This window comes from Paenirhodobacter ferrireducens, from assembly GCF_004022265.1.
Lineage (GTDB): Bacteria > Pseudomonadota > Alphaproteobacteria > Rhodobacterales > Rhodobacteraceae > Rhodobacter > Rhodobacter ferrireducens.
This window is the reverse complement of record NZ_SAVB01000001.1, coordinates 224226-238584: the sequence shown is the minus strand read 5'-3', so window position 1 is coordinate 238584 and position 14359 is coordinate 224226. Positions and strand designations below refer to the sequence as shown.

The following is a 14359-nucleotide window of genomic DNA, read 5'->3' as shown; positions in this document are numbered from 1 at the left end:
GGTTGAAAGCCGCGGCCGTGGGTCCTATTTTGCGCGCCATTCGACTTGGCCGCAGAAGGATCACAGCCATAGCCCGCAGACCGCACAATGCCCCGCCGCAAAGAGACACCGGCCCCCGGATCAACGATCGGATCCGAGCGCCCGAGATCCGCCTGATCGGGGCGGACGGCGAGAACGTGGGCGTCGTCACCCCGGCGCGCGCGATGATGATGGCCGAAGAGGCCGGGCTTGATCTGGTCGAGATCTCGCCGACGGCGGTGCCGCCGGTGTGCAAGATCATGGACTACGGCAAGTTCAAGTACGAACAGCAGAAGCGCGAGGCCGAAGCCCGCAAGAAGCAGAAGATCATCGAAATCAAGGAAGTGAAGTTCCGCCCCGGGACCGACACCCATGACTACGAGGTCAAGATGCGTTCGGTAATGCGCTTCCTCGAGGATGGCGACAAGGTGAAGGTCACCCTGCGCTTCCGCGGCCGCGAGATGGCGCACCAGGGCCTTGGCCTCGAGCTGCTGAACCGCGTCGCCGCCGATGTCGGCGAGGCCGGCAAGATCGAGAGCATGCCGAAGCTCGAAGGCCGGCAGATGGTGATGATGATCGGCCCGAAGTGATCCCCCGCGCCCCGGCGCAGGCATCGCGAGCCCTCCCCCCGCGGGAGGGCTTTTTCGTTGAGACCCGCCCGCGGCCAGACTCGCCCTTTCGTGAGGCGGCGTGATTTGCCCCTGCCGGCACGAAATGGGACCATTCGGCAATCAGAATATGAGGACAGGAACAGACATGGCACGGATTATTCTCAGCCGCCGCGCGGCGCTCGCTGCGGGGGCCGCATCGCTTTTCACCCCGGCGCTGGCACGCGCCGGCACGCAGGATATCCCGATGGCCGATCAGCCGGCGATCGTCGCTCCGCAGATGCGCGCGAATATCTCATCCTTCCGCGAGATCGACTGGCGCGACCATTTCGACCGGCTTGACCGGGTGACGCTGATCGCCGACACGGTGTCGAAGGCGCTGCACTACTGGGCCGTCGATGGCGCCGATTACCGGCTATACCCGACCTCGGTGCCGAAAAGCCCCGAGCTGACGAAGACCGGCTATACCGAGATCGTGCGCAAGAAGATCGGGCCGAGCTGGACGCCCACCGCCTCGATGATCGCCGCGGACCCGTCGCTGCATGCGATGCCGCCCGGGCCGGACAATCCGCTCGGCACCCATGCGATGTATCTGAGCTGGCCCGCCTACATCATCCACGGCACCCACGACACCCGCAAGATCGGGCGCAAGAGCTCGTCGGGCTGCATCGGGCTGTTCAACGAGCAGATCGAGGAACTCTACGGCCTGTGCCCGATCGGCACGCAGGTGAAGCTGATCTGACATCCCCTTGGCATCGGCCAAAAAATAAAGCGCTGCGGGAGGGAGGCCCGCAGCGCATTGTTGAACCAGACGAGGGAGAACGTCCTTGGTTCTGTCAGGTTCCGCCGGCTTGCGCCGTGTTTCAGGGAGATCAGGAACCTGATGCCCCTGTTCTACGCGGCAGTGCGGCGGGCAACGTTGATCCAGATCAAGATCGCCGGGGCGCGGGCTGCGACATTTTGACGGCCCACACAGGGATTAGAGCTTTGCGAGCCCCTGCCGGATCGCCCGGTTGTCGCCGCGCTTCAGCACCCATTCGCCCAGCCGCCGCGCCAGCCGCTTGTGCCCCTTCGCCACCGCCCGCTCGAACAACTCGCGCTGATAGCGCGCGAAATCCTTGCGCGCGCGCAGCCGGCGATAGAACGTGGCCTCGGTCAGGGTGCCGTCAAGCGCTCCCAGGATGATCGGGCTCAGGATCCCCATCTGGCTGAGCGAGGAGCCGAGCCGGTGGCCCAGAAGCGGGGCGCGCAGCTTCATCACATTCGCGCCCTGAAACCGCGCGGCATGCTGCGCGTCGAGCGGTTCATAGGGGTCGTAGAGCAGCGCGATGCGCCGCGCGGCCCCGCTCACCTGTGCCGCATCGCCGTATTTGCCGCTGAAATCCGCGCCCCAGACCGTCTTGTAGCGCGTTTCCCAGGGCACAACGGTCTTGTCGACCGTCGATTGCGGCGAGATCGCCACCACATCCGCCCCCGGGCAGGCTCCCGAGAAGGCGCAAGCCGCATAGCCGCCCATCGAGGCGCCGTAGAACACCACCCGGTCGAACTGCGCGAAGAAGCCCTCGGCCGCCAGCCGGTCGAACTCGGTCGCGACCCAGGGGGTGCGATACCAGGTCCAGCCGCCCGCCATCACGCCCAGCATCGACCAGCCCTGCTTCTCGATGAAGGCAAAGCCCCAGGGTCGACGGTCGTCGCGCTTGTTCATCGCGATGTCGAGATTGTCGAAGGTGACGACCAGCACCTTCTTCGAGCGCGGGATATAAAGGAAGCTGTGGCCCTCGTTCTCGCGATAGAACCCGTCGGGGCCCGCAAGCCCCTGCGCGATCGCGGCCCAGCCGTCATCGGCCACGGGCGCCGGCGCGTTCGGCGTGAACACCACCCGCCGCACCGACTTGCCGTCGCGGGGTGACAGCTCGGCCACGATCTCGGTCTCGCCGAAGTCCTTGAGGAACGGGAAGCTGCCGGTGCCGTGGCGGATGTCGAGAACCATCCGGCTGTCGGCATGGAGCGCCGTCTCGAGCACCTCGTTCAGATGCTTGATCTTGTGCCGGTCGCCCCAGCCCGCAAGGTTCAGCAGCAGATCGACGGCGCGCAGCTCGGCGCTGGCCGTGACCACGCGCACCCGGCCCGGGTCCACCCCCGCCGCCTCAAGCGCGGCAAGATAGGGCGCAACCCAGTCCGAGCGCAGCCCGCTCCAGCTGCCATTCGCGCCCATGTCGATCAAGGTGATGTCGCAATCCCAGCGGTCATGCGCCGCGATCACCTGCGCCAGCGCCCCGCCGCCGAGATCGGCGACCGAGGCCACCTGCGTCAGCCCGGTCGCCGCAAACAGCCCGTCCTGTGCCCCGCCCATCGCTCAGTCATCCGCGTCGGTGTCGGCCTCGGGCTTGCCATGGCGGCGCAGCGGCGCGGCGGCCGGGTCGATGCCATGCTTCTTGACGAGCTGCCCGATCAGGCTGCGCGGCTTCGGCACGCCGTCGAACTTGTCCAGGAGCCGCGCCCGCATCCGCCGGCCATAGAAATGGATCGAATAGGTATCGTCCTTGATGTGGCTTTGCCAGTCATAGCCCGGCCGCAGCATCAACGCGCGCTCGCTGTACTCGAAAGGGTACAGCCCCCAGATCGGCATCGCATAACGTGACTCGCCGGTCTTCTTCAGGAAATGGGTCAGCGCATGCGGTCCCCACACGCCCCAGGGCTGCTCGCCCGCATGCACTGGCGTGCCCGCGGCCTTCTTCTCTTCCAGCTCGCGGCGGTAGGCCTCGCCATACCATTCCGGGATCGCATATTCGTCGGTGGTGAATTCGAGCAGCTGGCCAAGCGCCTCGCTGTCGCGCGGCAGGCCAAGCACGCCGCCGTTGATGCCGTCGGCGCTTTCCCAGGAATAGAAATGGCCGTTCGGCGTCTCGAAGGGCTTCACGCAATAGGCGTCGGTATCGGCCCAGATCGTGCGGTCGTTCTGCGCCAGCAAGTGATAGCGGAACAGGTCCGAATGCAGCGCCGGGCTGTTGGTGCGGCCGTGGCGCAGGAAGTTCTCCTGCGACAGCACCTCGTTCGCATCGGCCATCTCGATGCCCTCGGGGGCGTTGTCGATCGGCTCGTAGGAGTAAAGCTTCACGTGCTGGCCGGCATCGACGAAGGATTTCAGACAAAGCTGTTCGAGATAGCTCAGCGACCCTCCGATCCAGAGCGCCGCAACCTGGTAATCTTTTGACATGAATACACTGCCCTTTTGTCTTTTTCCGGCCTTGCCTGCCGGCATAATCGCCAAATCCCCCCGGATTGCCAACGTTAATTCGTTCCGGGGCTGGGTGCGGTTTGCGGGCCCCGGGGGCTGTGCTAGGAAGGGCCAAAGGCAAGAGGTGTGCAGATGAGTGAGGCAGGGGTGATCCGCCGGCAGCTTGGGATCATGGCGCTCGGGGGCCTGACGGTGCTCGATGCGGTGGTCTGGCCCGATCAGCGCGACGGCGCGCCGGTGCGCACCCTGCATCTGTTCCTCGCCACGCCGTCGCATGCCGGGCAGGTGCCGCCCGAGCAGCCCGAGGGCTGCGTCGAGGTGCTCGAACGGCGCGAGATCTCGGGGGGCGTGATGGTGGTGGCGCGCGCCCCGGCCGAAGGGCCGCTGCGCATCGCGCTGAGCCCCGAAGCGCCGCGCCCGGGCCCCGAGGCCGCGGCCCCCGCCGCGCCGGTGATCGTGCACGAGATCGCCGCCGCGGCACCCGATACCCGGCTGTTTGCCGGCCGCGACAGCCTCTTCGGCCAACGCCTCGAGGAAAGCGCCGAGACCGTGGTCGACTGGCTGAGCTGGCATCACGACTATCACGGCGCGACCGGCGCGGTGATCGTGAACCGCGCGCCGCCCGACAGTGCGGCGGGCAGCGCCGAGGACTTCGCTACGGCCCTGCGCCGCGGCCTGAAGGCGCGCGAACTCGAGATGGCAGTGGCGATCGTCGAAAGCGCGATCCCGCTCGGCAAGCCCGATCTCGGCCCGGAAAGCCACCCGTTCCTCGCCCCCGACGCGCCCGGCAAGGACCGCATGGAGGTGCCTGCGGCCGACCCCTGGCGTTCCCCGCTCGGTCAGGCGCTGATCTACGAGATCGCCAAATGGCGCTTCCTTGCCGAGGCGCGGGCGATGCTGACGCTTGACGTCACCGACCTGCTCGCGCCGCGGGCGGCGGGTGCGCCTTCGGCCTTCGACGCCTGCACCACCGCGCGCTCGGGCGTGGTGTTGCTGGTCGGGCGGCGGATCTATCCGTGGCGGGTGCGGCAGGGCGCGCCCACGCGCTTTGCCGACCACATCTGCCGCCAGTTCGATGCCCGCCGCGGCATTGCCCGCTGGGGTGTCGCGCCCGCGCGTGCCGGGCTCGATGCCACCTGGCGCGCGATCCGCGTGGCCTATGCGAAACCCGACCCGAACACCACCTTCCCGTTCTGGCGCGCCATGGGGCTGCGCGTGCCGGGCCGGGCGGCCTCCGAGCTTGCACCCAAGACCTCGCTGATCGAGGACGCGCAGCTGCTGGAGCTTGCCACCCAGGTCTGGGGCCACAAGCCGATCCGGCCGCCGGTGTCGAAGCCGAAAACCGCGCCGAAACGCGCGGTCGAGGGCGGGCGCACCTGCATCGTCACCACGATGAAGAACGAGGGCCCCTTCATCATGGAATGGATCGCCTATCACCGGGCGATCGGGGTCGACGACTTCCTGATCTACACCAACGACTGTAGCGACGGCACCGACGAGATGCTCGACCTGCTCGAGCGCAAGGGGATCTGCGCGCATCGCGACAACCCGTTCCGCACGATGGCTCTGAAACCCCAGCACGCCGCGCTGCAGGCCGCCGAAAGCGAGCCGATGATGCAGAACGCCGGCTGGGCGATCTGCATGGATGTCGACGAGTTCATCGACATCAAGATCGGCGACGGCACGCTGCGCGCGCTCTACACCGCCATGGGCGAGGCGAACATGATCTCGCTGACCTGGCGGCTGTTTGGCAATTGCGACGTGCATGGCTACGAAGACCGCTTCCTGCTCGACCAGTTCACAACCTGCGCCCCCGAGGTGGTGCGCAAGCCGCATCAGGCCTGGGGTTTCAAGACCCTGTTCCGCACCATCGACATCTACAAGAAGCTGGGCGTGCACCGGCCGAAGGGGCTGATCCCCGACCTCTGGGACCAGGTGAAATGGCTCAACGGCTCGGGCCGCCCGATGCCGAAGGAGATGTTCCGCAACGGCTGGCGTTCGACTACCGAGACCTATGGTTACGACTGGGTGCAGCTGAACCATTACGCCGTGCGCTCGGCCGAAAGCTTCCTTGTGAAGCGCGACCGCGGCCGGGTGAACCACGTCGACCGCGACCAGGGGCTCAGCTACTGGTTCCGGATGAACCACAACGCCGTCGAGGACCGCTCGATCCAGCGGATGATCCCGGCGCTTCAGGCGGAATGGGACCGGCTGATGGCCGACCCCGAGATCCGCGCGGCGCATGACTATTCCGTCGGCAAGCACCGCGAGAAGATCGCCGAGCTGCGCGCCACCGAGAATTACGAGAAATTCTATGGCGAGCTGTGCTCGCCGCGCTTCGAGAAATATTCCCGCATCCTGCATGTCTTCGGCTCGAGCGTGTTCAACGCCGGCCCCGGCGTGATCCCGCCCGACCTGCACGAGAAGGACCTGCCGCCCGATTTCCTCTTCACCGTCGAGCATGTGGGGGAGGCCGAGCATTGAGCGCGCGCGCCCTGCCCGACCGGACCTGCGGCGCCCTCAGCAGGGGGCGGCGATGACAGCGTCGTCCCCGTGCGTCGCCGTGGTCACAACGATGAAGAACGAGGGCGCCTTCCTGCTCGAATGGCTCGCCCATTACCGGGTGCTGGGCGCGACGTCCTTCTATGTCGCCCATAACGACTGCGAGGATGGTCAGCCCGAAATGCTCGCCCGTCTGGCCGAGATGGGCCTTGTGCGGGCACATGCGACGCGGGCGACCGAACATGGCGGCATCCAGCGCGCGGCGCTGCGGCAGGCGCGCTGGTATGAGGAGGTGACACAGGCCGAGTGGATCTGGGTTTGCGATGCCGACGAGTTTCTGGTGGTGAAGACGGGCGATGGCAGTTTCGCCGCGCTGATCGAGGCGACGCCCGGCGTCGACGTGATCGGGGTGAACTGGCTGCAGTTTGGCTCGGCCGGGATCACCACCTATGACCCCGCCCCCGTCACCCGGCAATTCACCCGCTGCGAGGCGCCGCCGCGCATGGCCTATGTGAAATCGCTGTTCCGCCGGTTGCCCGAGATGGCGCGGATCGGCGTGCACATGCCGCACCCGCGCGAGGGGGTCGAGCTCACCCGTGCCATCGCCGGCGGCGCGCCCTGGCGCAAGGGCCGCGGCGGGCTGATCCTGCGGGCCGATTATCGCGTCGCGCAGGTCAATCACTATGCGCTGCGGGCGCGCGACAGCTTTCTGGTGAAGCGCGACCGCGGCAGGGTGAACCACGCGGGCGAGGACATGGGCGCCGACTACTGGGCGCGGTTCGAGCGCAACGAGGCCGAGGACCACGCGATTGCCCGCTATGACGCGGCGGTCACTGTGGAACTGGCCGCGCTGCGGGCGGACCCCGAGCTTGCGCGGCTCGAGACCGCCGCGCGCGACTGGCACCGTGCCCGCATCGCCGCGCTGCACGCCCGCCCCGACTGGGCGCAATTCTCGGCGCATCTTGCCGCGGGGGCGATGTGATGCGGGCGCTGGCGATCCTGACGGTGAAGAACGAAGGCGCCTTCCTGCTGGAATGGCTGGCCCATCACCGCGCCATCGGTTTCACCGATTTCCTCGTCTTCTCGAACGATTGCAGCGACGGCACCGATGCGATGCTCGACCGGCTGGCGGCGATGGGGCTTGTGACCCATGTGCCGAACCCAGGGCCCTGGCCCGAGGGGCCGCAATGGGCGGCACTGAAGACCGCCGACCGGCACCCGCTCAAGGCCGCGGCCGATTGGGTGCTGTTCCTCGACATCGACGAATTCGTCAACATCCATGCGGGCGACGGCACCGTTGCGGCGCTGCTGACCGCCCTGCCCGAGGCAACGGCGATCCCGCTGACCTGGCGGCTCTTCGGCAACGCGGGCGTGGTCGATTACACCGACGCGCCGGTCACCGCGCAATTCACCCACGCCGCCCCCGATGCGATGGTCTGGCCCTGGCGCGCTCTGCTGTTCAAGACGCTCTTCCGCAATGACGGCAGCTATCGCAAGCTCGGCGTGCACCGCCCGCGCAGCCCCGATCCAGCGCGGATGGCGGCGCAGCGCTGGTTCGACGGTTCGGGCGTCGAACTGCCGCCGCTCTACCACCGCTCGCGTCTGTTCTCGCCGCCGGGCGAGCCGCACTACGGCCTTGTGCAGCTCAACCACTACGCCCTCGGCGCGATGGAAAGCTATGTGCTGAAATGCGACCGCGGCCGGGCGAATCGCGAGGCCTCGACCTTCGACATGAGCTATTGGGTCGAGCGCAATTTCTCGTCCGAGGAAGACACCAGCATTTCCCGCCACGCCCCGGCACTGGCGGCAGAGATGGCTGAATTGATGGCCGATGCCGCGCTGGCGCGCCTGCATGCCGCCGCGGTCGCCTGGCGGCGCAGGCGGATTGCCGAGCTGCTGCTCGAGGAGCCGTTCCGCGCGCTTTTTGGCCGGCTGCTGCTGACGCCGCCCTCGCGCCCGCTGCCTCCGGCCTTTGCCGCGCGGATGATGGCGCTTGCCCTCCGGGCCCAGAAGGCGCGCGGAGAAACAGTCTGACCGGATTCGGATCATTTCCGCGAAATGGCGGACAGTTCATTGAAATTCCTTAATTTCTCTGATTTTCGCCTGAATTCGGCAATGCTAGGTTAATATTTCGAAGCGCACCTTTCCGAGGACAACGGAGGAGGTCATGGACAGCATTCTGGAACCCCGAAAACCGATGCGGGAAATGAGCGACAGCGAATGGAAGCGGCAGATCGCGGAACTGGGCGAGGAAGAGGGCTATTACGAGCCGCTCGGCCCGGCCCATGGTGCGCTTTTCGCCGATCGCGGGCCGGTGCTGCTGGTCAGTTTCGAGAGCCGTGGCGCGATCCGCAGCCGCGGCGAGGGGCAGATGCCGCTTGGCTATGCCGTGGCCGAGACCGCCGATCATTCGAGCCTCACGCTGATCTCGGACCGCGACACCTGGTTTCGCGACCCGGCGGTCTATGCCTTCTTCGACCGGCTGGTCGATGACGGTTTCTTCGAGGATTTCGACCGCGTCGTCTTCTACGGTGTCGGGCCCTGCGGTTATGCCGCCGCGGCCTTCTCGGTGGTCGCCCCCGGCGCCACGGTGATCGCGATCCAGCCGCAGGCCACGCTCGAGCCGCGGCTGACCGGCTGGGACGACCGGTTCACCGAGATGCGGCGGCTGTGCTTCACCGATCGTTACGGCTTTGCCCCCGACATGCTCGAGGGCGTAGGCCGGGCCTATGTGCTGTTCGATCCGGCGGTGACGCTCGACGCGATGCATGCGGCGCTGATGGCGCGGCCCTGGGTCGAGCTGCTCGCCTGCTTCGGCGCCGGCTCGACGGTCGAGCGCATGCTGACCGATCTCGACGTGCTGGAAACGATGCTGACCCAGGCCTGTGCCGGCAGCTTCGACGCGATGTCATTCTGGCGGCTCTACCGCACACGGCGCACCTCGGGGCGCTACTTGCGCCACCGGCTTGCCCATCTCGAGGGCGCCGGGCGGACCTATCTGGCGGCAATGCTGTGCCGCAACGCGCTGCGGCGAATGAACGCGCCACGTTTCCGCGCGCGTCTCGGCCCGCTTGAGGAGACGCTTGCTGCAAAGGGCACGCCCCTGCCCGGACCGCTGCCCCTGCCCCGCGAGATCTGAGCCCGCGACGCGGGAGATCGGGCGGGCGTGGCCTCAGGCGTTCGAGCCGCGGCCCGCGGGCTCTTCGGGGGCATCGGCGTCGTGGTCATGCGAACCGTGCACATGCACCGAGGCGCGCCGCGCCACGCTGCCATGCGCGACCTGGCCGAGGATCGTCTGCTCCGGCGCGAAAAGCGGCGCGGGGGTGAACGGCTCGGAGGTCATCCGCAATTCGAGGCCGAGCGCGTGCAGCGCCTGCCCCAGTGCCTCGTCCGCCTGCACCAGCAGCCGGTCGCTGTCGATCTGGCACGGCGCACGGAACTGGCCCACGCAGAGCGCAGCAAGCACCAGATCGCCCCGCACCTCGGTCAGCGTCTGCATCGTCGATGTCTCAGGCATCCGGTCCCCTCCTGCGTCGCCCGGCGCGTCCGGCCGGCCCCGGCGACTATCCGCCGCGCGGCGCCGATGCGCAAGGGGGCCTGGGGAGAACGACCGAAGCTGCGGCAAGATGCGCGCCCCGGCCAGGCGCCCGCCCGAGGTCAGTAGCAGAACCGGTCACTCAGCACATGCGAGGCAAGCCCCGACCGGGTCAGCCCCCGGCGCCGAAGCTCGTCATCGCCCAGTGCGGCAAGCGCGTCGATCTCGGCCAGACGCGCCTGTCGTTCGGTGTGGGAGGCAAGCGCCGCCGCAAGCGACGCCAGCAGGGGGTGGGCCTTGGACGCGCGGACGCCGCGCGGACTTGCCGTGAAGACGTATGCCATTGGAAACCTCCTGATCTCGGGTCAGTCTGTTCCTCCCATGACATCAAGGATACGTCAGAATCGCTGCCATAACTATTGCGCAGCGCGCATGGCTGGATGGCAAGCCATGCGCAGGCCCGCCGGGCCCGGTCTCAGCAGGAAAATGCCCGCGCGCTGACCAGATAGACCGCCGCGCCGGGCTCGACCCGGTCGAAGACGACGGTGTTCGCGCCGCTTTCGCGGGCGCTGTCGAGCACCTTGTTGCGGGCGTATTTGATCCCCTGATCGCCCAGCACCGGGCCATAGACCCCGGGCTTCATGGTGATCGTCGAAACGAACCGGCAGCTTCCCACCTCGCTTGCCTCGGCGGTGCGCACGCCCGTGACGCCGCGGAAACCGGGATCGTTGCAGGCGGCCAGCACCAGCAGGGCACCGGCAAGGGCGGAAAGGGTCTTCATTACTGCGCTCCTCGTTGGCCTGAAGGCGGCGCCATGCTGCACCGGCGCGCGCGCCGCGGCAATCCCCCTCCCGGCCCCCGCCGCGTCACATCGGCGCGAAGCTGCCACTGGATTCGGACCCGCACCCGGTGTAGTCGGAAAGCCATGACCCAGATCACGCTCCCCCGCCCCGACGACTGGCACCTGCACCTGCGCGACGGCGCGATGCTGGAGGCCGTTCTGCCCGAGAGCGCGCGCCATTTCGCCCGCGCGATCATCATGCCGAACCTGGTGCCGCCGGTGGTGACCGGCGCGCAGGCCGCGGCCTATCGCGAGCGCATCCTTGCGGCCCTGCCCGCGGGCATGCGCTTCACCCCGCTGATGACGCTCTACCTGACCGAAGAGACCGACCCCGCCGATGTCGCCGCCGCCGCGGCCGCGGGCATCGTCACCGCAGTCAAGCTCTATCCGGCCGGGGCGACCACCAACTCGGCCTCGGGCGTGCGCGACTTCGACAAGGTGCGCGGCGTGCTCGAAAAGATGGCCGAGATCGGCCTGCCGCTGTGCGTGCATGGCGAGGTCACCGACCCGGCCGTCGACATCTTCGACCGCGAGGCGGTGTTCATCGACCGCGTGCTCGACCCGGTGCGCCGCGCCACCCCGGGGCTGCGCGTGGTGATGGAGCACATCACCACGAAGGATGGTGTGGACTATGTGCGCAGCCAGAGCGACGACCTCGGCGCGACGATCACCACGCATCACCTGATCATCAACCGCAACCACATCCTGGTGGGCGGGATCAAGCCGCATTACTATTGCCTGCCGGTCGCCAAGCGCGAGAGCCATCGCCTCGCCCTGGTCGAAGCCGCGACCTCGGGCGAGGCGCGCTTCTTCCTCGGCACCGATTCCGCGCCGCACGCCGACCCGGCCAAGGAAAGCCCCTGCGGCTGCGCCGGCTGCTTCACCGCGACAAACACGATGCCGCTGCTCGCGCATGTCTTCGAGGCCGAGGGCCGGCTTGCCAACCTCGAGGCCTTCGCCGCGCGCAACGGCCCGGCCTTCTACCGGCTGCCGGTGAACGACGAGATGCTGACGCTGGAAAAGACCGACACCGCGGCGCAATGGCCCGCGAAGATCTTCGGCGGCGCCGGCCCCGTCACCGTCTTCGACCCGGGTTTCCCGGTCTACTGGCATGTGAAACCCTGACCTTTCCCTGGAACCGTCCCCCAAGGAGCGCCGGCGGCGCCCGACGGGGGGCAGCCCCGGATGCCCCTTCAGAAGGATTAGCGACATGATCCCCTCCTCCTACCCGACCCAAGACGAAATCGCCCGCCTCACCGCGCGGATGCTGCTCGAGATCAAGGCCGTGCATTTCAATGCCGAGGAGCCCTTCACCCTCGCCTCCGGCCTGCCCAGCCCGACCTATATCGACTGCCGCAAGCTGATCTCCTTCCCGCGCATCCGCTCGACGCTGATGGACTTCCTGTCGGTCACCGTGCTGCGCAACGCGGGCTTCGAGGCCTTCGACAACATCGCCGGCGGCGAGACCGCGGGCATCCCCTTCGCCGCGATGGTGGCCGAGCGGCTCGCGCTGCCGATGACCTATGTGCGCAAGAAGCCCAAGGGCTATGGCCGCAACGCCCGCATCGAGGGCGCGATGAGCGAGGGCCAGCGCGTCCTTCTGGTCGAGGATCTGACCACCGACGGCGGCTCGAAGCTGAGCTTCGTCGATGCGATCCGCGACACCGGCGCGACCTGCGCCCACACCGCGGTGATCTTCTACTACGGCATCTTCCCCGAGACGGTCGGCAAGCTCGCCGATCACGGCGTGGCGCTGCACTACCTGTGCACCTGGTGGGATGTGCTGGCCGAGGCCCGCGCCCAGGGCGCCTTCGATGCGAAGACCCTCGACGAGGTCGAGGCCTTTCTGAAGGCGCCGCGCGCCTGGCAGGACGCCCGCCAGAAGGGCTGAGGCGAAAAACCTGTGGACAGTTTCGGGGGCAGGCTGTGGACAGTCTGCCCCCGACTCGCTTCCCCCTCGCGCGATTCCACCATCCGTGGTAGGCTGCGCAGCAAGATCCACAACAAACGCCGCAAGTGGCCGTTCCCGCGGCCGGTTATCCACAGAGATTTCCAGATGGCGCGGCCCGCCCCCGATCGGCTATGCGACGGGCTCCGGGCCATGAGGCAGAGATGAACGAGACCACCGCGATCCGCAACGACACCGCCGCCCCCGCCGAGGTGCCGGAAGAGGCGCTGCCGCACAACATCGAGGCCGAGCAGCAGCTGCTCGGCGCGATCCTGACCAACAACGACATCTTCGACCGCATCGCCTCGGTGGTGAAGCCCGAGCATTTCTTCGAGCCGGTGCACCGCACGATCTACGAGACCGCGATCGCGCGGATCCAGAAGAACGCGCTCGCCTCGCCGGTGACGATCAAGGCCTATCTCGAGGACGATCAGGGGTTGCAGGCGCTTGGCGGTGCGACCTATCTCGCCCGGCTCGCGGGCGCGGCGATCTCCTCCTATGCCGCGCGCGATTATGCGCAGATGATCCATGACCTCGCGCTGCGCCGCGAGCTGATCCGCCTTGGCAAGGATCTCAGCGCCTCGGCCTCGAAGGTCGACATCGGCATCGAGCCCGACGAGCTGATCGTGAAGACCGAAGGCGCGCTCTACAAGCTGGCCGAGACCGGCACCGCAGAGAAGGGCTTCGTCAGCTTCCTCAAGGCGGTGACCGAGGCCGTGCAATCGGCGAACGCCGCCTATCAGCGCGACGGCGGCCTCGCCGGCGTCTCGACCGGGCTGACCGATCTCGACAAGAAGCTCGGCGGGCTGCACCCCTCCGACCTTCTGATCCTCGCCGGCCGTCCCTCGATGGGCAAGACCTCGCTCGCCACCAACATCGCCTTCAACATCGCCAAGGCCTACAAGCGCGGCCAGCGCCACGACGGCACCGAGGGCGCGGTCGAGGGCGGCGTGGTGGGCTTCTTCTCGCTCGAAATGTCGGCCGAGCAGCTTGCCGCGCGCGTGCTCTCGGAAGCCTCGGAAGTGCCCTCGGAACAGATCCGCCGCGGCGACATGACCGAGGGCGAGTTCCGCCGCTTCGTCGAGGCGGCGAAGGCACTCGAGACCTGCCCGCTCTACATCGACGACACGCCTGCCCTGCCGATCAGCCAGGTCGCGGCGCGCTGCCGGCGACTGAAGCGCACGCACGGGCTCGACGTGGTCTTCGTCGACTACCTGCAACTGCTGCGCGGCACCGGCCGCACCGACAACCGCGTGCAGGAAATCGGCGAGATCTCGATGGGCCTGAAGGCGATCGCGAAGGAGCTGAACATCCCGGTGGTCGCGCTGTCGCAGCTCAGCCGAACCGTCGAAAGCCGCGAGGACAAGCGCCCGCAGCTGAGCGACCTTCGCGAATCCGGCTCGATCGAACAGGACGCCGACGTGGTGATGTTCGTCTATCGCGACGAATATTACCACGAACGCATGAAGCCGCCGGAAGACGACCCGAAATTCGCCGAATGGCTGCAGAAGGCCGAGCGCGTGCACGGCAAGGCCGAAGTCATTCTCGGCAAGCAGCGCCATGGTCCGATCGGCACCGTCGAGGTCGCCTTCGAGAGCCGGTTCACCCGGTTCTCGGACCTTGCGCGGCAATGGCAGGGCGAGGGCGGCGAGGGCTACTGAGCCCCGCC

At 67.7% G+C, this 14359-nt stretch carries 14 protein-coding genes; 9 read left to right on the top strand and 5 right to left on the bottom strand.

Annotated elements, in window-relative coordinates; genetic code table 11:
* Window positions 1-17: 17 nt before the first annotated feature.
* Window positions 18-608, top strand: a complete 591-nt coding sequence (gene infC, locus EOW65_RS01155) for a translation initiation factor IF-3 (protein WP_240664428.1) — start codon at window positions 18-20, stop codon at window positions 606-608.
* Window positions 609-774: 166 nt separating this feature from the next.
* The gene (locus tag EOW65_RS01150) at window positions 775-1368 is read left to right on the top strand and encodes a L,D-transpeptidase (protein ID WP_128147181.1); all 594 of its coding nucleotides are present in this window, start codon (window positions 775-777) and stop codon (window positions 1366-1368) included.
* A gap of 237 nt (window positions 1369-1605) precedes the next feature.
* Here the strand turns inward: EOW65_RS01150 and EOW65_RS01145 are convergent, their stop codons facing one another.
* Together EOW65_RS01145 and EOW65_RS01140 are read right to left on the bottom strand one after the other, a co-directional pair.
* Window positions 1606-2979: a hypothetical protein gene (locus EOW65_RS01145; protein ID WP_128147180.1), complete on the bottom strand. Its 1374-nt coding sequence runs from the start codon at window positions 2977-2979 to the stop codon at window positions 1606-1608.
* Between the two features lie 3 nt (window positions 2980-2982).
* Complete coding sequence (locus EOW65_RS01140) at window positions 2983-3843, bottom strand: glycosyltransferase family 32 protein (RefSeq protein WP_128147179.1); 861 nt, start codon at window positions 3841-3843, stop codon at window positions 2983-2985.
* Between the two features lie 153 nt (window positions 3844-3996).
* Between EOW65_RS01140 and EOW65_RS01135 the strand changes: the two genes are divergently transcribed.
* From EOW65_RS01135 to EOW65_RS01120, 4 genes are all read left to right on the top strand, one after another.
* Window positions 3997-6348: a glycosyltransferase family 2 protein gene (locus EOW65_RS01135; RefSeq protein WP_128147178.1), complete on the top strand. Its 2352-nt coding sequence runs from the start codon at window positions 3997-3999 to the stop codon at window positions 6346-6348.
* Between the two features lie 52 nt (window positions 6349-6400).
* Complete coding sequence (locus tag EOW65_RS01130) at window positions 6401-7348, top strand: glycosyltransferase family 2 protein (protein WP_164879949.1); 948 nt, start codon at window positions 6401-6403, stop codon at window positions 7346-7348.
* Window positions 7348-8400: a glycosyltransferase family 2 protein gene (locus EOW65_RS01125; protein WP_128147176.1), complete on the top strand. Its 1053-nt coding sequence runs from the start codon at window positions 7348-7350 to the stop codon at window positions 8398-8400. The genes EOW65_RS01130 and EOW65_RS01125 overlap by 1 nt, the downstream gene beginning before the upstream one ends.
* Window positions 8401-8533: 133 nt before the next feature.
* Window positions 8534-9505, top strand: a complete 972-nt coding sequence (locus EOW65_RS01120) for a phosphoadenosine phosphosulfate reductase (protein WP_128147175.1) — start codon at window positions 8534-8536, stop codon at window positions 9503-9505.
* A gap of 33 nt (window positions 9506-9538) precedes the next feature.
* Here the strand turns inward: EOW65_RS01120 and EOW65_RS01115 are convergent, their stop codons facing one another.
* The 3 genes from EOW65_RS01115 to EOW65_RS01105 all read right to left on the bottom strand — a co-directional run bounded on the left by EOW65_RS01115 (window position 9539) and on the right by EOW65_RS01105 (window position 10682).
* Entirely contained in the window at window positions 9539-9883 is a 345-nt protein-coding gene (locus tag EOW65_RS01115; protein ID WP_128147174.1) for an urease accessory protein UreE C-terminal domain-containing protein, read from the bottom strand.
* Between the two features lie 140 nt (window positions 9884-10023).
* Window positions 10024-10245 (bottom strand): hypothetical protein, encoded by a 222-nt coding sequence (locus EOW65_RS01110; RefSeq protein WP_113899368.1) that lies wholly within the window; start codon window positions 10243-10245, stop codon window positions 10024-10026.
* A 131-nt stretch (window positions 10246-10376) separates the two neighbouring features.
* Complete coding sequence (locus EOW65_RS01105; protein ID WP_113899369.1) at window positions 10377-10682, bottom strand: hypothetical protein; 306 nt, start codon at window positions 10680-10682, stop codon at window positions 10377-10379.
* 144 nt (window positions 10683-10826) lie between these two features.
* On the opposite strand from EOW65_RS01105, the gene pyrC reads away from it, so the two are divergent.
* The 3 genes from pyrC (at window position 10827) to EOW65_RS01090 (ending at window position 14351) form a co-directional block, all read left to right on the top strand.
* Window positions 10827-11867, top strand: a complete 1041-nt coding sequence (pyrC, locus tag EOW65_RS01100; RefSeq protein ID WP_128147173.1) for a dihydroorotase — start codon at window positions 10827-10829, stop codon at window positions 11865-11867.
* An 85-nt stretch (window positions 11868-11952) separates the two neighbouring features.
* Complete coding sequence (locus EOW65_RS01095) at window positions 11953-12633, top strand: orotate phosphoribosyltransferase (protein WP_128147172.1); 681 nt, start codon at window positions 11953-11955, stop codon at window positions 12631-12633.
* 221 nt (window positions 12634-12854) lie between these two features.
* Window positions 12855-14351, top strand: a complete 1497-nt coding sequence (locus EOW65_RS01090) for a replicative DNA helicase (RefSeq protein WP_121531120.1) — start codon at window positions 12855-12857, stop codon at window positions 14349-14351.
* Window positions 14352-14359 lie beyond the last annotated feature (8 nt).